This is a genomic window from Microbispora sitophila, from assembly GCF_014892245.1.
Classification (GTDB): Bacteria; Actinomycetota; Actinomycetes; order Streptosporangiales; family Streptosporangiaceae; genus Microbispora; species Microbispora siamensis.
Window position 1 is genome coordinate 318,518 of sequence record NZ_JADBGC010000007.1, and the last position, 19,692, is coordinate 338,209.

Annotated in this window: 17 protein-coding genes; 11 read left to right on the top strand and 6 right to left on the bottom strand. The window is 70.4% G+C overall.

What is annotated here, in order from left to right; all coding sequences use genetic code 11:
• The first annotated feature begins 148 nt into the window (after positions 1-148).
• The 8 genes from IL992_RS15565 to IL992_RS15600 all read left to right on the top strand — a co-directional run bounded on the left by IL992_RS15565 (position 149) and on the right by IL992_RS15600 (position 8,066).
• A complete protein-coding gene (locus tag IL992_RS15565) occupies positions 149-1,324 on the top strand; it encodes an ROK family transcriptional regulator (RefSeq protein ID WP_319018565.1) in 1,176 nt (391 codons plus the stop codon).
• Positions 1,324-2,124: an ABC transporter permease gene (locus IL992_RS15570; RefSeq protein WP_319018566.1), complete on the top strand. Its 801-nt coding sequence runs from the start codon at positions 1,324-1,326 to the stop codon at positions 2,122-2,124. The genes IL992_RS15565 and IL992_RS15570 overlap by 1 nt, the downstream gene beginning before the upstream one ends.
• Positions 2,121-2,906: an ABC transporter ATP-binding protein gene (locus IL992_RS15575; RefSeq protein ID WP_193204049.1), complete on the top strand. Its 786-nt coding sequence runs from the start codon at positions 2,121-2,123 to the stop codon at positions 2,904-2,906. Before IL992_RS15570 ends, IL992_RS15575 begins: the two co-directional genes overlap by 4 nt.
• Positions 2,903-3,901, top strand: coding sequence for an aliphatic sulfonate ABC transporter substrate-binding protein (locus IL992_RS15580; protein ID WP_193204050.1), 999 nt, complete (start codon positions 2,903-2,905; stop codon positions 3,899-3,901). The genes IL992_RS15575 and IL992_RS15580 overlap by 4 nt, the downstream gene beginning before the upstream one ends.
• Positions 3,898-5,367, top strand: coding sequence for a sulfatase-like hydrolase/transferase (locus tag IL992_RS15585; RefSeq protein WP_319018567.1), 1,470 nt, complete (start codon positions 3,898-3,900; stop codon positions 5,365-5,367). The genes IL992_RS15580 and IL992_RS15585 overlap by 4 nt, the downstream gene beginning before the upstream one ends.
• Positions 5,364-6,782 (top strand): sulfatase family protein, encoded by a 1,419-nt coding sequence (locus tag IL992_RS15590; RefSeq protein ID WP_319018568.1) that lies wholly within the window; start codon positions 5,364-5,366, stop codon positions 6,780-6,782. The genes IL992_RS15585 and IL992_RS15590 overlap by 4 nt, the downstream gene beginning before the upstream one ends.
• 2 nt (positions 6,783-6,784) lie before the next feature.
• Positions 6,785-7,702 (top strand): formylglycine-generating enzyme family protein, encoded by a 918-nt coding sequence (locus tag IL992_RS15595; protein ID WP_193204051.1) that lies wholly within the window; start codon positions 6,785-6,787, stop codon positions 7,700-7,702.
• 145 nt (positions 7,703-7,847) lie between these two features.
• Entirely contained in the window at positions 7,848-8,066 is a 219-nt protein-coding gene (locus IL992_RS15600) for a hypothetical protein (RefSeq protein ID WP_142565376.1), read from the top strand.
• A gap of 48 nt (positions 8,067-8,114) precedes the next feature.
• Here the strand turns inward: IL992_RS15600 and IL992_RS15605 are convergent, their stop codons facing one another.
• The 3 genes from IL992_RS15605 to IL992_RS15615 all read right to left on the bottom strand — a co-directional run bounded on the left by IL992_RS15605 (position 8,115) and on the right by IL992_RS15615 (position 11,823).
• The gene (locus IL992_RS15605; RefSeq protein WP_226872972.1) at positions 8,115-9,827 is read right to left on the bottom strand and encodes a fibronectin type III domain-containing protein; all 1,713 of its coding nucleotides are present in this window, start codon (positions 9,825-9,827) and stop codon (positions 8,115-8,117) included.
• A gap of 153 nt (positions 9,828-9,980) precedes the next feature.
• Positions 9,981-10,658, bottom strand: a complete 678-nt coding sequence (locus IL992_RS15610) for a response regulator (RefSeq protein WP_193204052.1) — start codon at positions 10,656-10,658, stop codon at positions 9,981-9,983.
• Positions 10,659-10,671: 13 nt separating this feature from the next.
• Complete coding sequence (locus IL992_RS15615; RefSeq protein WP_193204053.1) at positions 10,672-11,823, bottom strand: histidine kinase; 1,152 nt, start codon at positions 11,821-11,823, stop codon at positions 10,672-10,674.
• A gap of 234 nt (positions 11,824-12,057) precedes the next feature.
• Here IL992_RS15615 and IL992_RS15620 point away from each other — a divergent pair, with 234 nt between their 5' ends.
• On the top strand, positions 12,058-12,738 hold the full coding sequence (locus IL992_RS15620) for a hypothetical protein (RefSeq protein WP_193204054.1): 681 nt from the start codon (positions 12,058-12,060) through the stop codon (positions 12,736-12,738).
• Here IL992_RS15620 and IL992_RS15625 read toward each other — a convergent pair.
• Genes IL992_RS15625 through IL992_RS15635 form a run of 3 tightly spaced genes read right to left on the bottom strand, consistent with a single transcriptional unit; the run spans position 12,707 to position 15,902 of the window.
• The gene (locus tag IL992_RS15625; RefSeq protein ID WP_404804754.1) at positions 12,707-13,612 is read right to left on the bottom strand and encodes a carbohydrate ABC transporter permease; all 906 of its coding nucleotides are present in this window, start codon (positions 13,610-13,612) and stop codon (positions 12,707-12,709) included. The two genes, IL992_RS15620 and IL992_RS15625, sit on opposite strands and share 32 nt — an antisense overlap.
• Before the next feature lie 2 nt (positions 13,613-13,614).
• Positions 13,615-14,535, bottom strand: a complete 921-nt coding sequence (locus IL992_RS15630) for a carbohydrate ABC transporter permease (RefSeq protein ID WP_193204055.1) — start codon at positions 14,533-14,535, stop codon at positions 13,615-13,617.
• A gap of 2 nt (positions 14,536-14,537) precedes the next feature.
• A complete protein-coding gene (locus IL992_RS15635) occupies positions 14,538-15,902 on the bottom strand; it encodes an extracellular solute-binding protein (RefSeq protein WP_319018569.1) in 1,365 nt (454 codons plus the stop codon).
• A 338-nt stretch (positions 15,903-16,240) separates the two neighbouring features.
• On the opposite strand from IL992_RS15635, the gene IL992_RS15640 reads away from it, so the two are divergent.
• Both IL992_RS15640 and IL992_RS15645 read left to right on the top strand, forming a co-directional pair.
• Positions 16,241-18,676 carry a beta-xylosidase/alpha-l-arabinosidase gene (locus IL992_RS15640; protein ID WP_193204056.1) on the top strand — a complete coding sequence of 812 codons (2,436 nt, stop codon included), beginning with the start codon at positions 16,241-16,243 and terminating at the stop codon, positions 18,674-18,676.
• On the top strand, positions 18,660-19,682 hold the full coding sequence (locus IL992_RS15645) for a LacI family DNA-binding transcriptional regulator (protein ID WP_193204057.1): 1,023 nt from the start codon (positions 18,660-18,662) through the stop codon (positions 19,680-19,682). The genes IL992_RS15640 and IL992_RS15645 overlap by 17 nt, the downstream gene beginning before the upstream one ends.
• The last annotated feature ends 10 nt before the right edge of the window (positions 19,683-19,692 follow it).

A 19,692-nucleotide genomic window follows, 5' to 3' on the forward strand; every position in this document is an offset into this window, starting at 1 on the left:
GCCCCCGGCGGGTGCGGCAGGATGCCATGGAGCTTGTCGGGGAGGTGTCCGCGCTGGTCAGAGGTATTCGTCAAGATCCTGAACAGATTTCCGGATTCTTTTTGTCGGATGGTTGACGTAAAAAACAGACGAACCTTAGGTTTCCAGCGTGTCAACGACCCCCAACGGCGTGCACGCCCTCGTGCGCCGCTCCCATGAGGAGCGGGTGCTGCGCGTGCTCCGCCAGAACGGCGCGCAGAGCCGTAACGAGATCGCGGCCCGGGTCGGCCTGTCACGCACCACGGTCTCCGAGATCACCAGCGATCTCCTCGGCCGCGGCGCCATCCGCGTCGTCGACACCGACGCCGTGGAGCGCGTGGGCAGCGGCCGGCCGGCCGAGCGGCTCGCGCTCGACCCCGCCTCCGGGCAGTACATGGGCGTCGACTTCGGCCATCGCCGCGTGAACGTCCTGGTGGCCGACGCCGCGCACGACATCATCGCGTCCGGGACCGCCCGCTACGAGGAGTCGGCGCAGTGGCCCGAGCGTCTCGACGCCGGGCTCGCGCTGATCGACCGGCTGAGCGCGGAGACCGGCGTCCACTACGGCGCACTTCAGGCGATCGGGATCGGCGTGCCGGGGTGGGGCGACCGCTCACGGGCCGACGGCGTCGCGGAGGTGTTCGCCCAGCGTTTCCACGCCGCGGTGATCGTGGACAACAATGTGCGCTTCGCCGGGCTGGCCGAGGCGCTGCACGCCCAGTCGGACACCGTACGCGACCTCATCTATCTGCGCTTGTCCGACGGAGTCGGCGGCGGGCTGGTGGTGGGCGGCCAGCTCGCGCGGGGCTCGAAGGGGTACGCGGGCGAGCTGGGGCACGTGACCGCCGTCCCCGGCGGCTCGCGGTGCCGCTGCGGCAAGCGCGGCTGCGTCGAGACCATCGCGTCGGTCCCGGCGATCCTCGGGCGGTGCCGGGAGCTCGGCGTGACCGCGGACACGCTGGACGACCTGAAGGCCGCGGTGGAGATCGCCCACCCGGCCGTGGACCGCGTGCTCCGCGAGGCGGGGACGGTGGTGGGCCGGGTGCTCGGCACGGCGGCCATGACACTCAACCCGGACGAGATCGTGCTCGGCGGCGAGATCATTCAGATCGCTCCGGCCCTGCTGCGGCAGGTCGTGGACACGGTCACCTACGAGCTGTCGTGGTGGACCGACGCGGCGCCCGTGATCCGCCCCGCCCTGCTCTCGGACGACGGTGGCGCGCGCGGAGCCATCGCGGCCCTGTTCCACGAGTCCCCCCTGCTCGCCGGATACGAAGCGAACGTCACGACGGACGGAGGCCGCTAGTGGCCGTGACCAGTGCGGGCGCCACGAGGGCAGACAACGCCCCCGCCCGGCCGCGCAAGAACAGGACCTTCCTGGTCCTCAACATCATCTCGATCGTGGCCGGAATCGCGATCTGGTGGGGGCTGTCCCTGGCCGGGCTCCAGTTCCCCACTCCGGTCGAGGTCGTCTCGGCCGCCTGGAAGATGATCCAGGACGGCACGCTGGCCACCGACGTCGGCGCCTCACTCGGGCGCGTGCTGGCCGGGTTCGCCCTCGGCTCGATCGCGGCGGTGATCGTCGGCTTCGTCATGGGGTGGTACACGGTGGCCCGCGGCCTGTTCGAGCCGTGGATCCAGTTCTTCCGCACCATTCCGCCGCTGGCGATGCTGCCCCTGGTGCTCGTCCTCATGGGCATCGGGGAGAGCCCGAAGATCTTCGTCATCTTCCTGGCGGCGTTCCTGTCCTGCGTCATCTCCACCTACCAGGGCGTGGTGAACGTGGACAGGACGCTCATCAACGCCGCGCGGGTGCTCGGCGCGGGCGACGGGACCATCTTCGGCCGTGTCGTGGTGCCGGCATCGACGCCGTTCATCCTCGTGGGCATGCGGGTCGGGCTCGGCTCGGCCTGGGGCACGCTGGTGGCCGCCGAACTCCTGGCCGCGCAGGCCGGGCTCGGTCACCGGATGCAGAGCGCGCAGCTCTACTACGACCTGCCGACGATCTTCGTCGGCATCATCGCGATCGGGGTCCTCGGCCTGATCATGGACCGGCTGCTCATGATCGCCGGCAACAAGCTGACGGCCTGGCAGGAGAACCGATGAGCACTCCCAAGATCTCCGTACGCGACGTCCAGAAGGTCTTCCCGGTCGGGAAGGACCCGTTCGTCGCGCTGGGCGGCGTCTCGCTGGACATCGCCGACAACGAGTTCGTGACCGTGGTCGGCCCCTCCGGCTGCGGCAAGAGCACGCTGCTCAACATCCTCGCCGGGCTGGAGCAGCCCACCGGCGGCACCGCGCTGGTGGACGGGAAGCCGGTCACCGGCCCCGGCCCCGAGCGCGGCGTCATCTTCCAGCAGTACGCGCTGTTTCCGTGGCTGACCGTCCGCGAGAACGTCGAGTTCGGCATGCGCACCGCGAAGGTCCCCAAGGCGGAGCGGCGGGAGCGGGCCGAGCACTTCATCCGCCTGGTCGGCCTCGAGCAGTTCGCCGACGCGCTGCCCAAGACGCTATCGGGCGGCATGAAGCAGCGGTGCGCGATCGCCCGCGCGTACGCGGTGAACCCGTCGATCCTGCTCATGGACGAGCCCTTCGGCGCCCTCGACGCGCTGACCCGGGTGCGGCTCCAGGAGCAGCTTCTGGACACCTGGAGCAAGGACCGGCGGACGGTCATGTTCATCACCCACGACGTCGACGAGGCGGTGTTCCTCGCCAACCGGGTGGTCGTCATGGCCGCCAGGCCGGGCCGCATCGCCGAGATCATCGACGTCGACCTCCCCTACCCGCGCGACGAGGACATGAGACTGAGCCCCGAGTTCGGGGCCCTGCGCAACCGCGTCTGGCACGCGGTGTACCACCAGCGGCAGATCAAGGAGCCCGCGAAATGAAGAAGACACTCCTGGCCGCCGCGGCGGTCGTCGTGGCACTGTCGGCGGCGGCCTGTGGGTCGGACGACTCCGCCGGGCCGGGCGGCTCGGGCGGCGGCACGACCCACGTGAACTTCGGCTACATCGCCGACTTCAACGGCGCGAGCCTGCTCGCCGTGGCCGACAAGCAGGGCCTGTGGAAGAAGCACGGCCTCGACGCCAAGGTCAGCGTGTTCACCAACGGCCCGCTGCAGATCCAGGCGCTGGGCACCGGCGACCTCGACTTCGGCTACATCGGCCCCGGCGCCATGTGGCTGCCCGCCTCCGGCAAGGCCAAGGTCGTCGCGCTGAACACGCTCGGCAACGCCGACCGCGTCATCGCCCAGGCCGGCATCACGTCCCTGGACCAGCTGAAGGGCAAGACGATCGGCGTGCCCGAGGGCACCTCCGGCGACATGATCCTCACCCTCGCGCTGAAGAAGGCCGGGCTGACCAAGGACGACGTGAAGATCGTCCCGATGGACGCGTCCACGATCGTGTCGGCGTTCACCTCCAAGCAGGTCGACGCGGCCGGCTTCTGGTATCCGGCCATCGCCACGATCAAGAAGACCGTCCCCGACCTGGTCGAGCTGGCCAAGAACGAGGACTTCGCCGACACCGTGTCGTTCCCGACCGCGTTCGTCGCCGGCAACGACGTCGTCGCCAAGGAGAAGGACAAGACCGAGAAGGTCATCGGCGTGCTGCGCGACGCCATCCAGTACCGCAGCGAGCACCTCGACGAGACCGTGGCCGCGACCGCCGAGATGCTCAAGCTGCCGGCCGACCAGGTCAAGGCCGACGCCGCCAACTCCAAGGTGCTGTCGCTCTCCGACCTGGACGGCTACAGCAAGGACGGGACCATCGACAAGTGGCTGAGCGGGATGAACGACTACTTCGTGGGCGCGGGCAAGCTGACCTCGGCCGTGGACCCGAAGACGTACTACACCGGCGATCTGTTCACGGGCGCCGCCAAGTGAACGTTCTGTTCCTGATGACCGACCAGCACCGGGCCGACACCCTGGGCGCGTACGGCAACCGCCTCGCGGCCACCCCGGTGCTGGACGAGCTGGCCCGGACCGGGACCAGGTTCGACCGCTGGTACACCCCCACCGCGATCTGCACGCCGGCGCGGGCGAGCCTGCTCACCGGGCAGGCGCCGTTCCGGCACAAGCTGCTCGCCAACCACGAGAGGAACGTCGGCTACATCGAGGACCTGCCCGACGACCAGTGGGCCTTCTCCACGGCCCTGCGGGACGCCGGGTACAACTGCGGGCTCATCGGCAAGTGGCACGTCGGGCACCACCGGCGGGCGGCCGACTTCGGGTTCGAGGGGCCGGACCTGCCGGGGTGGCACAACCCCGTGGACCACCCCGACTACCTGGACTATCTCAAGGCGAACGACCTGCCGCCCTACGAGATCCACGACCGTATCCGCGGGACGCTGCCGAACGGCGGGCCGGGCAACCTGCTCGCCGCGCGGCTGCGCCAGCCGGTCGAGGCGACGTTCGAGCACTACCTGGCCACCCGGGCCATCGAGATGCTGGAGCGGTACGCCGCCGAGCCGAAGCCGTTCTTCCTGCAGCTCAACTTCTTCGGCCCGCACCTGCCGTACATCGTGCCGGACGAGTATTTCGACATGTTCGACCCCGAGCTGGTCGAGCTGCCCAAGTCGATCGCCGAGACCTTCGCCGGCAAGCCGCCGGTGCAGGCCAACTACAGCGCGCACTGGACGTTCGACACCATGCCGCTGGAGGTGACGCGCAAGCTCATCGCGGTCTACTGGGGCTACGTCGCGCTCATCGACATGGAGATCGGCCGGGTCATGGACGCCATGCGGCGCCTCGGCCTGAACGACGACACGGCCGTGTTCTTCACCTGCGACCACGGCGAGTTCACCGGCGCCCACCGGCTACACGACAAGGGCCCGGCGATGTACGAGGACATCTACCGCACGCCCGGCCTGCTGCGGATCCCCGGCCAGGAGCCCGGGGTCGTCCGTACGGAGTTCGTCAGCCTGCTGGACTGCACGGCGACCATCCTGGAGCTGGCCGGGATCGACCCCGCCCCCGCGGTCGACTCGCGCAGCCTCGTGCCGCTCGCGTCCACCCACGAGGTGCCGTGGGAGCAGGACATCGTCTGCGAGTTCCACGGGCACCACTTCCCCTACCCGCAGCGGATGATCAGGACCGACCGCTACAAGCTGGTCGTCAACCCCGACTCGACCAACGAGCTGTACGACCTGTTCACCGATCCGGACGAACTGCTCAACGTCTACGACCACCCCGAGATGGCGGAGGTGCGCGGACGGCTGATGCGGCGGCTCTACCAGGTGCTGCGCGACCGGGGCGACAACTTCTACCACTGGATGACCTCGATGTACGACGTCGGTGAGGTGTCGTACGACCCGACGCTGAGCGGGCTGGACGAGGCGACCTACCGGTGAGCAGGCGTCCGAACATCGTCATGATCCTGACCGACGACCACGCGTCGCACGCGGTCAGTGCGTACGGCTCGGTCGTCAACCGGACGCCGCGGATCGACGAGATCGCGGACCTCGGCGTCCGGTTCGACAACTGCTTCGCGACCAACGCGTTGTGCTCGCCGAGCCGGGCCAGCATCCTGACCGGCACGTACTCGCACGTGAACGGCGTCTCGACGCTGGTCACGCCGATCGACGCGGCGCAGCCGACGTTCGTGAGCCAGTTGAAGGCGGCCGGATATCGCACCGCGATCGTCGGCAAGTGGCACATGGGGGACGGCCCTGGGCACAACCCTCAGGGGTTCGACTACTGGGACGTGCTGATCGAGCAGGGGGAGTACTTCGACCCCGCGTTCCTGTCGGAGGACGGTCTGCGCACCGTCCCCGGCTACGCCACCGACCTCATCACGGACATGGCGCTGAGCTGGGCCGACTCGCTCGACGGCGACGATCCGTACTGCCTGCTGATCTACCACAAGGCGCCGCACCGCCCGTGGGAGCCGGACGACAAGCACGCGGGGATGTACACCGGCCCCATTCCGGTGCCCTCGACGTTCGACGACGACTACGCGACGCGCTCGTCGTCGGCCCGGCGGGCCGCCATGCGGATCGCCGAGCACCTCAACGCCGAGGACCTCAAGCAGGACCCGCCCGAGGGGCTGACGTACGAGGAACTGGCGCTGTGGAAATACCAGCGCTACATGGAGGACTACCTGGCCGTCGTCGCGTCGGTGGACGACAACGTCGGCCGGGTGGTCGACTGGCTGCGCGAGCGCGGCGACTTCGACGACACGCTGCTGATGTACTGCTCCGATCAGGGCTTCTTCCTGGGCGACCACGGGTGGTTCGACAAGCGGTTCATGTACGAGGAGTCGCTGCGGATGCCGCTCGTGCTGAGCTATCCGCGGCGCGTCCCGGCCGGCCAGGTGCACACCGGGATCGTCACGAACGTCGACTTCGCGCAGACCGTGCTGGACGCGGCCGGGGCGGCGCATCACCCCCGGATGCAGGGCCGCAGCTTCCTGGCCGACCTGACCGGCGAGCCGGGCCCGCCTCCCGCGGAGGGCATGTACTACCGCTACTGGGAGCACGACGACGTCTTCCACAAGGCGCCGGCCCACTACGGCTACCGGACGTCCCGGTACAAGATCATCTATTTCTACAACGACGGCATGGGCATCCCCGGCACGGGCGCGTTCACCTACCCGGGGGAGTGGGAGCTGTACGACCTGGAGGCCGACCCGGAGGAGCTGCGCAACGTCTACGACGCCCCGGCCTACCGCGAGGTCCGCGAGGAGATGAAGGTCCGCATGTGGCACGCGCAGGCGGCCCTCGGCGACGAGCCGCACCCGAGCCAGCCGGTGCCGGAAGGAATCTGACCATGTCGGGGAGCTGCTGCACGCCCGCCACGCCGGGACGGCCCCGTGAGCCGGTCCGCTTCACGGCGGAGGGCCGGCACGGGATCGAGCAGGTGCGCCTGCCCGGCGGGGAGTTCCGGATGGGCGACGCCACCGGCGACGGCAACCCGGGGGACGGCGAGACGCCGGTCCACGCCGTCACGGTGGCGCCGTTCTCGATCGACGCCACGACCGTGACGGTCGCGGACTTCGCCGCCTTCGCCGACGGGACCGGCTACCGCACCGAGGCGGAGGAGTACGGCTTCTCCGCCGTCTTCCACCTGGCGATGCGCGCCCACCCCGACGACGTGATGGGGCCGGTGCCCGGCACCCCCTGGTGGGTGGGTGTGCGCGGCGCCGACTGGCGTCACCCCGCCGGGCGGCTCTCGGAGGCCGAGCCCGACCACCCGGTGGTCCACGTGAGCTGGAACGACGCGATGGCGTACTGCTCGTGGGCGGGCCGGCGGCTGCCCACCGAGGCCGAGTGGGAGTACGCCTCCCGGGGCGGCCTCGACGGCGCCCGCTACCCGTGGGGAGACGACCTGCCTCAGGACGAGTGGCGGGTGAACATCTGGCAGGGCGTGTTCCCCACGGAGAACACCCTGGACGACGGCTATCTCACGACCGCCCCGGTTCGTACGTTCGCGCCCAACGCGTACGGGCTGTGGCAGACGGTGGGGAACGTCTGGGAGTGGTGCGCGGACTGGTACGGGCCCGACTACTACGTCTACTCGCCCTCGGACAACCCGCGCGGTCCCCTGCGCGGCAGGGCCCGGGTGCTGCGCGGCGGCTCGTTCCTGTGCCACGACTCCTACTGCAACCGCTACCGCAACTCGGCGCGGTCGTCGAACACCCCCGACTCCTCCATGGCCAACGCCGGATTCCGCACCGTCGCCCTGTGATCAGGGGTTCGTGAATTTTTCAGCGCCGCCCCGGCGGCCGGGCAGGTCGGGACCGGTGCTGTCCTGCGGCTCTGGCCGCCGGTGATCTCCGATGCGATAGTGCGGGTGCCGCTCGCCCTGTGGGCGTCTATCCCGGGAGGATCGCATGCGTACGGTACGGGCTCTACTCGTCTCCGCCGTCCTGGCCGCCGGCCTGGTGTCCGTCGCCACGGCGCCGGCACACGCGGACAGCATCCGGTACGCCTACTACTACCAGTCGGACTGCTACAACGGCGGCAACCTCGGCATCCAGTGGGGGTGGTGGACCTCCTTCCGCTGCGAGTGGGGAACCGGCGGCGGCAACTTCTGGTTCCTCTACGCCTGACGCTTCGACTGGACGCCCCGCACCCCCGAGTGCGGGGCGTCCAGTGGCTCAGGGGAGGGTGGTGAGGAACGGCTTGACGGTCTTGGAGAAGCTCCAGTTGTTCGCGGCGTCCCAGTTGATCGACCAGGTCATCGCGCCCCGGATGTCGGGGTAGGCCTGCGGGGGAACGAACGCCCCGCAGTTGGTGCGCCGAGCCAGGCAGTTCAAGGCGTTGGTGACCGTGCCGGGGGAGACGACGCCGCCGCCGGCCGCGCCGGGACCGGCCGGCAGGCCGAGCGCGACCTGGTCGGGGCGCAGGCCGTTCTGCAGCTGGATGCAGGCCAGCGCGGTCATGAAGTCCACCGTCCCCTGGCTGTAGACCTTCTGGTCGCAGCCGAGCATCGCCCCGGAGTTGTAGTACTGCATGTTGACGACGGTGAGGATGTCCTTGATGCTCAGCGCGAGCGTGAAATACTCCATGCCGGTCGACTGCATGTCGATGGTCTGCGGGGCCATCATGATGATCAGCCCCGAGCCCGCCTTCGCCCGCAGCTCGCGCAGCGCCTGGGCCATGTAGGTGGCGTTGAGGCCGTTCTCCAGGTCGATGTCGACGCCGTCGAACCCGTAGGTCTGCATGATCGAGTAGACCGAGTTCGCGAACGCCGTGGCCGCCCCGGAACTCGCCACCTGCACGTGCCCCGCCTCGCCGCCGACGCTCAGGATGACCTTCTGGCCGCGCTGCCTGAGCGCCTGCACGTCGGCCTTGAACTGGGCCTCGGTGTATCCGCCGAGTGCGGTGGACAGGCCGGAGTCGAGGGCGAACGTCACCTGGCCCGGCGTGCTGGTCGCCTCTCCGAACGCGATCGCGACCACGTCGTAGTCCTGCGGCACCTGCGACAGCCTGAGCTCGACGGCGGGGTTGACGAAGTTGTGCCAGTAGCCGGTGAGGATGTGCTTGGGCAGCGCCCCGCCCGAGGAGCACCCGGTGGTCGTGCCGGTGACGGCCGCGCTCGCCGCCGACTCGCCCGCGGCGTTGTACGCCCTGACGGTGTAGGTGTGGGTGGTGCAGGCGCCGAGCGAGCCGATCGTCGCGGTGGTGCCCGTGACCTGGGCGCGCTGGGTCGTGCCCTCGTAGACGCGGTAGCCGGTCACGGTGCCGCTGGAGGCGGTCCACGACAGCGAGATCGATGTGCCGGTGCTGCCTGTCACCGTGGGAGCGCCGGGCTGCCCGGGCGCACCCGTACCGGTGGCGGTCGTGGCCGAGATGGCGGCGCTCGCCGCCGACACGTTGCCCGCCGCGTCCCGCGCCCTGACCGTGTAGCTGTACGTCGTGCCCGAGGCCAGGCCGCCGTCGGTGTACGTCGTCCCCGTCACGGTGGTGACGAGCTGTGAACCTCGGTAGACCTGGTAGCCGGTCACGCCGACGTCGTCGGTGGAGGCGTTCCACGCGAGCGACACACTGCTCGACGTGGTGCCCGTCACCCGCAGGCCGGCCGGGACGGACGGGGCCGTCGTGTCGCCGCCCCCGCTCCCGAGCGCCTTCCACAGCGCCGGGACGTTGGGCGGCTCCCACCCCGTCAGCGACGTGTGCGCCTGGATGCACTCGTAGTCGATGCCGTTGTAGGTCACCCGCGTCCCCGTGGCGTAATAGGTGTTGGGGGCCCAGGCGGCGTACGCGAGCATCGCACTGGACGCCGCCGACGCGGGGGCGGGACCCGCCCCGACTCCTGCGAGACAGAGGCCCAACGCGACCAACAGCGCGCTGAGCAGCCGTTTCTTCATCAATGCCGTCCTTCCGGGGTGCCGAGCGGCGTCCGCGAGGAGGCGTCGGGTGACACGACGGCCGATCGCGTGGCCTTCCCTTTCTTAGGAAAGTTTCCTATTAGTTTTGGCGCGAGCGTAGCCCCGGAAGGACGGCCGTACAAGACCCAAAGCTCACCCGCGGTCGTGTTCTCCGGGGCGGACGAGCCCGCTCTCGTAGGCGAAGACGACCGCCTGGACGCGGGTGGTCATACCGAGCTTCATAAGGACCCGGGACAGGTGGGTCTTGACCGTCGCCTCCGCCAGGTGAAGCCGCGCCGCGATCTGCGTGTTGGTCAGACCCTGGGCGAGCATCCTCAGCACATCGGTCTCCCGGCCGGTGAGTGAGGCCAGCTCGGCGGTCCGGCTCCTCGTGCTCGTGAGATCCGGCTGGGCGGCGAACGAGGCGATCACCCGCAGGGTCACCGCCGGATCGAGCAGCCCACCTCCCGCGGCGACCGTCCGCACCGCCTCGATGAGCCGCTCCGGCGGAGCGATCTTGAGGAGGAACCCGCTGACCCCGGCGCGCAGAGCGGCGGCGACGTGCTCGTCCTCGTCGAACGTGGTCAGGACTATCACCTTGGTCTCCGGGTGGTCGCGCACCAGCTGCCGCGACGCCTCCAGTCCGTCCATCTTCGGCATGCGCACGTCGATCAGCACGACGTCCGGCCGGGTGCGGGCGACCAGGTCGAGGGCCCCGGCGCCGTCGGACGCCTCGCCGACGACCGAGATGTCCGGCTCGGCGCTGAGCACCAGCCGCAGGCCCGTCCTGACCATCGCCTCGTCGTCCGCCAAGGCCACCGAGATCGTCACGCCACTCTTCCTGTCATGTGCGGGGGATGGGGAACCGGGCGCGGACCGCGAACCCGCCGTCCGGCTCGGGACCGGCCTGCAGGCTGCCGCGCACCATCGCCAGCCGTTCCCGCATGCCGACCAGCCCGTGGCCGCCGCGCCGGACGGCCGGGACCGCGGGCCGCCCCGCCGGCTTCCCGTTGCGTACGTCCAGGGTGAGCGCGTGCTCGGTGCAGTCGATGACGACCGCGGCCGGCACCTTGCCGGCGTGCCGCAGGACGTTGGTCAGGGCCTCCTGGAGCACCCGGTAGGCGGTGAGGTCCAGGATCGGCGGGAGCTTCGGCATCTCGGCGGGGGCGTCCACGGTGACCTCCAGACCCGCGGCGCGGACATCGGCGATCAGCTCACCGACCCGGGCCAGCGAGGGCGCCGGCGCGGGCCGCTCGCCGTCGACGCGCTCGCGCAGGAGGCCGACCAGGCCGCGCATCTCCTCCACCGTCTGCCGGCCGAGACGTTCGAGCCCGGCCACGACCTCCTGCTCGACCGGCCGGTCGGCGAGCAACCGGCGCAGGCCCCCGAGCTGCAGGGTCATCACGCTGACCGAGTGGGCGACAGCGTCGTGCACCTCGCGGGCGATCCGCGTGCGCTCCTGGGCCACCGCGGTCTGGGCGTTCGCCTCGCGTTCCGCGTCGAGGGCTGCGGCCAGCGCGGCGAGCTCGACCGCCCGTTCGCCGCTGCGCCGGGCCAGCACTCCCATGAACCAGCCCGGCAGCAGGATCGCCGCGACGAAGAACAACTCCCATGGCGTCTGGCCGCCCGCCAGCGAAGTGCCCGCGAAGGACAGCCCCGCGACGCACAAGGCCACGGCGGAACGCCGCGGCGGCTCGCGCCAGCCGGCCCAGGCGACCACGGCGATCAGCCCGATCAGCGCGGCACCGCCGATGCTCGGCACTCCGAACACCACCAGGGGCAGCGGCAGGCAGGCGGCCGCGACGACCGCGCCGGCCAGCGGATGCCAGGCGGCGATCAGCACGCCCAGGCCCAGCATCACCCCGGAGATCCAGATGATCGTGGCATCGGCGCCGAAGAAGTCGTCGAGCCAGGTCTCCAGAACGGCCATGGCGCCGATCAGCGGCCCGAAGAGCAGCGGAACGAGGCGCACGTCCCTCAGCCGCGTGGTCGTCATGGTGATTCATCGTAAGCAGAAGAGACGCCGCGGACATCCGCTGAACGACGGACCTTCGCCGTGTGCAGATCCCCTGCGAAGCGGACTCGGGCCGCGTGCCGCGTACGCCGAATCGGGGAGCCGTGACGATACGCGATGGCGGACGTCGTGGAGGGTGCCGCAGCGCGAGACTTCCGGGCGACCGATCGCTCCCCGGACCTGTGGGAGCAGCCGACAACGACATGGAGCCAGGAGATGACCTCCCTCGCACCTGACACGATCACCGATGCCGGCACGCCCGCCGGCCGCCCCCTGTGGCGCGCGGCGGGCGTCGCCCTGATCGCCGGCCCTCTGCTGCTGCTCGCCGGGATGCTGACCAGCCCACCCCAGAACTCCGACGCGGCGGCCGACTACGTCGCGTCGCTGGCCCGGGACGGCTTCGTCACGCAATTGTCGGCGATCCTGCTCCACTACGGCCTGATCGCGGGCGCGCTGGGCGCCCTCGCCGTGCCCGGGCTGGTGCGTGGCCGCAGGGGGCGCTGGCCGGTGCTGCTCGGCGCACCGGCCAGCGCGCTCGGAATGCTGAACGTGTCCGGAGCCGTACGTGACGACTGGTGGGTGATGGTCACCGGGCAGCAGCTTCCGAAGGAGGTCGCGCTCCGCGTCTTCGACACCGTGAGCGGCTCGTCGTTCATGCCCCTGTGGAGCGGGACCGAGATGCTCGCCTTTCTTGGACTGCTCGCGCTGAGCATCGGGCTCGCCCGGGCCGGCGTCGCCGGCTGGTGGCTCACCGTCGTCTTCGTCGGCGCGTTCGCCGGGATGACGGTCATCCCGGTCGACCTGACCTACCTCGCGGGTGTCGTGTTCGCCGTCCTGTTCCTCCCACTCGCGGTCGCCGGTGTGCTCATTTGCCGAAACCGGCGGTCAGGCCGCTGAGCAGCTGACGGCGGCCGATCGTGTAGAGGATCAGCATCGGCAGGATGGTCAGCACCACGGAGGCCAGCACGGCGGGCACGTTCACGCCGTACGGCCCGCCCTGAAAGGCCGCCAGCGCCAGCGGCAGCGTGCGCTTGTCGGGGCTCTGGGTGAGGATCAGCGGCAGCAGGAACCCGTTCCAGACCTGCAACGCGTTGTAGATCGACACCGTCACCACGGCCGGCCGGGTGAGCGGGAAGGCCAGGCCCCACAGCGTCTTCCACTCGGTCGCGCCGTCCATCCGCATCGACTCGAACAGTTCCTTGGGCACGTCCCTGATGAAGTTGGCCAGCACCAGCACCGACAGCGGGATGGCGAAGGCGACCGACGGCAGGATCAGCGCCGTCAGCGAGTCGTAGAGGTGCAGCTTGATGATCAGCAGGTAGACCGGGATGACCGTCGCCTGCAGCGGGATGGCCAGGCCCATGAGGAACAGCGAGTTCACCCCGCGGAGGAAGCGGCTGACGCCGCCGCTCCGGACGATCGCGTACGCCGCCATGAACGCGAACAGGACCGACGGGATGACCGTGCCGATGGCGACGAGGAGGCTGTTCAGGAAGTACAGCGGGAAGTCCAGGTCGAGCACGAGCCGGTAGTTGTCCAGGGTCGGATCGCTGGGCGGCAGCAGCGGGTTGGTGATGTAGTAGTTGGACTGCGTCTTGAAGCTGGTGATCACGATCCAGTAGATCGGGACGATCACCACGGCCAGCCACAGCCAGCCCATCAGCCCGGCGAGCCAGTTGGGGCGCTGGGAGGTCGATTTCGGCCGGCGGCGTCCGTGCGCCCCTGGCGCCGCGGTGCGCTGGGCTGCCCTCGAGGTGTGGGTCGCGGTCACGGTCAGGCCCCTTCCAGCTGGCTGGCATTGGGGTTGCGGCCGCCCAGCCGGCGCAGCAGCAGCGCCAGAGCGAGACCCACGATAACGAGGATGACACCGATCACACAGGCCGCTCCCATGAGGTTCGCCTGGAAACCGCGCTTGTACATGTCCAGGGCGAGCGCGCGGGTGGCGTCGCCGGGACCGCCCTCGGTCAGCACGAAGATCAGGTCGAAGAAGGTCAGGGAGCCGACGACCATCAGCGTGGAGGAGGTGATGGCGGTGTACTTGAGCTGGGGCAGGGTGATGTTGAAGAACATGCGGACCCGCCCCGCGCCGTCCAGCTCCGCGGCCTCGTAGAGCGAACGCGGGATCTGCCGCACGCCGCCCTGGTAGAGCAGCGCGTGGAACGGGATGAACTGCCAGGACACGATGAAGATCACGACGCCCATGGCGAGACCGGGCTCGCCGAGCCAGTCCTGGTTGAGCAGGTCGAGGTGCAGCCCCGCGCCGAGCCCGAAGTTCGGGTCGAGCAGCGCCTTGAAGGTGATCGCGATGGCCGCCGAGCTGAGGAGCAGCGGGATGAAGTACAGCACCGCGAGCAGTTCGCGGTAGCGCTGACGGCCCGCCAGGAACACCCCGATCAGGATGCTGGCCGGTGTCTGGACCGCCCAGGAGAGTGCCGTGATCAGGAACGTCACCCACAGCGCGTGCGGCAGGCCGGGGTCGGTGAGCACCGACCGCCAGCTATCGAGCCCGGTCAGCTTGATCTCGCCCAGCGTGTCCCAGGACGTGAAGCTGAGCAGCAGGACCCCGAGCAGCGGAATCAGCGCGAAGGCCACGAAGGCCACCAGGGCCGGCGTGGCCAGCCACGGCAGGACGGCGCCGCCGCGCGCCTTCGGCGCGACGGCGGACGACGTCCTTCGAGCAGGGATAGCGGACATGCTTACTTACCGATAACCGCGTTCATGTTCGTCGCGAACTGCTGCGGCGAGATCGACAGCTGGAACAGCTTGGCGATGTTGTCCAGCAGCACCTCGGCCGCGGTGGGGCTGAGCGCCTGGTCCCAGGACTGGGCGAACACCTTGGCATTGCTGGAGACGCCGTAGATGAAGTTCAGGAACTCGGCGTCCTTGGAGCCGGTGAACAGCTTGTCGGAGCCCTTGACGATCGGCACGCCACCGGTGCCGACCCAGTCCTTCTGCTCCTGGTCGTCGAGGACCCCGGTGGCGAAGAACTTCTTGGCGATCTCCTTCTGCTCGGGCGTCGCCTTGGAGGAGATCGACAGGTACTGGCCGGGGTTGCCGACGGTGTCGCTCGGGTCGCCCTTGCCGCCGTCGACCGGCGGGAAGTTCATCCAGCCGAGGCCGCCGCTGGGGACGATGTCGCCGCCCTGCGCCTGCTGGATGCCGTACGACCAGCTGCCGTGCAGCATCATCGCGGCCTTGCCGGTGTACAGCAGCGCCTGGTCGGCGTTGGAGTCGGCGGTGATGGAGGAGAAGCCCTTGATGAACGCGTTGGCCTTGATGAGCTCCTGCATCTTGGTCAGGGCCTCGATGGAGGCGGGGTTGTTCCAGGCATCCTTCTCGCCGTCGAAGACGGCCTGGAACACCTCGGGGCCGCCGATGCGGTCGAAGAGGAACTCCAGCCACATCATGTTCGTCCAGCGCGACTGGCCGGCCAGGGAGAACGGCGCGATCCCCGCCGCGTTGAACTTCTTCACCAGGTCGAGGATGTCGCCGTACGACTGCGGCGGCTGCGCCCCGACCTTCTCGAAGACCTTCTTGTTGTAGAACAGCACGATCGGCTGCACGGTCTCGCACGGCATCGCGTAGATCTTGCCGTCGATCGTCGCGGCGCCGAAGGCGCCGGGGAACAGCCGGTCCTTCACGGCGGAGTTCTGCTCGAACCACGAGGTGAGGTCCTCGACCTGGCCGGCCTGCACGTAGCTGCGCAGACCGCCGCCGCCCCAGCCCCAGATGATGGTGGGCGCCTGGTTGGCCCCGATCGCGGTCTTGATCTTCGTCTTGTACGCGTCGTTCTGGATGGTCGTCAGCTGGATCTGGCCGTTGGGGTTGGCCTTGTTGAACCGCTCGACGGCCGCGGTGCGGGGGGCCTCTCCGGGCGGGCCCTGCAGGAACCAGTAGGTGGCCTTGGCCCCTCCGCCGCCGCTGCCGCCCGTGGCGCCGCCGCCGGCACCTCCGCCGGAAGGGGCGGGGCCGGACGTGCCGCAGGCCGCCAACGCGGCACCGAGGGGGAGGCCCATGGAGAGGGTGAGGAAGGTGCGGCGGGATGATGTCCTGGACTCCACGCTGATCTCCGTACGTCGAATGCCGAGGCTGGCCGCGGCTCGTTGAAAAATTCTCGGACGCGGCGGGGGCGACGTGGATCGGCACCCCAGTGCCACTGTCCACTCCTTCTTGAAGTCAGCTCGTTCGAAACATTTCGACACAAGCCGCGTGGCACGCCAATCTAGATTTGCGATACCTGACTGTCAAGAGCGCTCTCACGACCTCTCCAGCTCAACGTGATGCGTGTGTAAAGTACCGACGAACAGGCGTCTCGCCTGGTGATCATGGTCGGCCGAAAGAAAGCCGACAGAACCGCCCGCGACGCCGAAATGTTTCGAAACCTTTTTGAGGAGAGCAGATGACGGCCCCAGATCGGACGCACGCGGCGGACGGGACGCTCCGGGCGTGGCAGGACCCGGCACTCCCCGTGGCCGACCGGGTCGAGGCCCTCCTCGCGGAGATGACCCTTGAAGAGAAGGTCGGCCAGCTCGGGAGCCGGTGGATCGGCAACGACATGCAGTCCCCGGAGGAGGTGGAGCCCGACAACGCGCACAACGTGGCCCCCATGCAGGACGTCTTCGCCGCCTCGGGAACGGTGCCCATCGAGGAGGCCGTACGCCACGGGCTCGGTCACCTGACGCGGGTGTTCGGCAGCGCTCCGGTGACGGCGGTGGAGGGCGCGGCGGAGGTGGTGCGGCTGCAGCGCGAGGTGGTGAAGCACTCCCGGCTCGGCATCCCCGCGCTGGTCCACGAGGAGTGCCTGACCGGTTTCACCACCTACGGCGCGACCGTCTACCCGGCGGCCATCGCCTGGGGCGCGACCTTCGACCCCGAACTGGTGGAGCGGATGGCCGCCGCCATCGGCAGGGACATGCGCGCCGTGGGCGCCCACCAGGGCCTGTCGCCGGTGCTGGACGTGGTGCGCGACTACCGCTGGGGCCGGGTCGAGGAGACCATGGGCGAGGATCCGTACCTCGTCGCGACGCTCGGCGCGGCCTACGTGCGCGGCCTGGAGAACGCCGGCGTCATCGCCACGCTCAAGCACTTCGCCGGTTACTCCGCGTCGCGGGCGGCCCGCAACCACGGCCCGGTCCCGATGGGCAGGCGCGAGTTGATGGACATGATCCTGCCGACGTTCGAGACCGCCATCGCCGAGGGCGGCGCGCGCTCGGTCATGAACTCCTACTCGGACGTGGACGGCGTGCCCGCCGCCGCCGACCCGTGGCTGCTGACCGAGGTGCTGCGCGACGAGTGGGGGTTCACCGGCACGGTCGTGTCGGACTACTGGGCGATCGCGTTCCTCGCGAAGATGCACCAGGTCGCCGCGGACCACGAGGAGGCCGGGGTGCTCGCGCTGACCGCCGGCCTCGATGTCGAGCTGCCCGACACGCTCGGCTTCGGCCTGCACCTGGCCGAGCGGGTGCGGCGGGGCGAGCTGCCCGAGGAGCTGGTGGACCGGGCCGCGCGCCGCCTGCTCACCCAGAAGGTGCAGCTCGGGCTGCTCGACCCGGACTGGACGCCGGAGGGGTCGGTGGCCGGCGCGGACACCGTGGACCTCGACTCGCCGGCCAACCGGGCGCTGGCCCGGGAGCTGGCCGAGCGGTCCATCGTGCTGCTCGACGCGGGCGACGCGCTGCCGCTGCTCGGGGAGGGGCGTCCGGGGCCGCGCCGGGTGGCCCTGGTGGGGCCCTGCGCCGACGACCCGCGCACGTTCATGGGCTGCTACGCCTTCCCCAACCACGTGCTGCCCCGCCACCCGAATCTCGGGCTCGGCGTGGAGGCGCCCAGCCTGCTCGACGCGCTGCGGGCCGAGCTGCCGGACGCCGAGATCGTCCACGAGCGGGGTTGCGACTGGCGGGACGAGGACCGGTCCGGCTTCGCCGCCGCGCTCACGGCCGCCCGCGAGTCCGACCTGTGCGTGGCGGTCGTCGGCGACCTCGCCGGGCTGTTCGGGCAGGGCACCTCGGGCGAGGGCTGCGACGCCGAGGACCTTCGCCTGCCGGGGGCGCAGGAGGACCTGCTGGTCGCGCTGACCGCCACGGACACGCCGGTCGTGGTGGTCGTGGTGTCGGGCCGGCCGTACGCGCTGGGGCGGGTGCGCGACCGGGCCGCCGCGCTCGTCCAGGCGTTCATGCCGGGCGAGGAGGGCGGGGCGGCCATCGCCGGCGTCCTGTCCGGCCGGGTGCAGCCCAGCGGGAAGCTGCCGGTGCAGATCCCGCGGACCCCGGGCGGGCAGCCCGGCACCTACCTGCAGCCGCCGCTGGGCTCCGACAGCCACGGCATCAGCAACCTCGACCCGACCCCGCTGTTCCCGTTCGGCTACGGCTCCTCCTACACCACCTTCGAGGTCGGCGACCTGGAGATCAGTGACGCGGAGGTGCCCACCGACGGGGAGTTCACCGTGTCGGTGCGCGTGCGCAACACCGGGGGCCGGGCGGGCGAGGAGGTCGTCCAGCTCTACCTGCACGACGTGCTGGCGCAGGTGACCAGGCCGATGCGGCAGCTCGCCGGGTTCGCCCGGGTGCGGCTCGAGCCCGGTGAGAGCGCGCGGGCGACCTTCACCGTGCACGCGGACAGGACCGCCTTCACCGGCCGCGACCTGCGGCGGATCGTCGAGCCCGGGGACATCGACGTTTACGTCGGCACCTCCGCGTCGGACCTGCCGTGCCGGGGCCGCGTACGGCTGACCGGATCGCTGCGCCACGTCGGCCGCGGCCGGCGGCTGGTCACCCCCGTGGAAGTGCGACCGGCCGCGGGCCCCGATCAGGGAGGAACAGATGCCGCCCAGTCGTAGGCGGGCCACTCTCGCCACGGTCGCGGCCTCGGCGGGGGTGTCGGTCGCGACCGTGTCGAAGGTGCTCAACGGCCGCAGCGACGTCGCGCCGGAGACCCGTTCCCTGGTGCTGTCGCTGCTGGAGCAGCACGACTACGTCGCGCCGCCGCAGCGCCGGGGCGAGGCGGCGCCCGACACGATCGAGGTGGAGTTCGACGCGGACCTCAACGCGTACTCCACCGAGATCGTCCAGGGCGCGGTGCAGGCCGGCGCCGATCTCGACGTGGCCGTCGTGGTGAGCATCCGGCGCAACGCCGACCGCACGGGAGGATGGGCGCGCGAACTGGTCGCGGCCGGGCGGCGGGCGTTGGTCGCCGTCACCGGCGAACTGACCTCCGGGCAGCTCACCGCCCTGGCCCGGGCGCGGCTGCCCCTGGTCGTGATCGACCCGCTGAACCTGCCGCGGGCCCGGGTGACCAGCGTCGGCTCGACGAACTTCGCCGGTGGCATGGCCGCGACGCAGCACCTGCTCGCGCTCGGCCACCGGCGCGTCGCCTACCTCGGCGGCCCGGCCACCGCGGCCTGCAACCAGGCCCGGCTGCACGGCTACCGGGCCGCCATGGAGACGGGCGAGGCTCCCGTCCTGCCCGGGTATGTGCGGACCGGGCACTTCCACTACCACGACGGCGTGGCGGGCGGGGCGGCCCTGCTCGACCTGCCCGAGGCGCCGACGGCGATCTTCGCGGGCTGCGACGACATCGCGCTCGGGGTGCTGGAGGCGGCCAGGGCGCGGGGGCTGCGCGTTCCCGAGGACCTCAGCGTCGTGGGCTTCGACGACACGCAGGTCGCCCGGATGGCCTCGCCGCCCCTGACCACCGTGCGGCAGCCGCTGCGGGAGATGGGCGCCGTCGCGGTGCGTACGGCGCTGCGCCTGGCGGCCGGGGAGCAGGTCGAGTCGCATCACGTCGAACTCGCGACGGAGCTGGTGGTGCGCGGCTCGACCGCACCGGCGCACACTGGAGGGTGAGCCTGGGGAA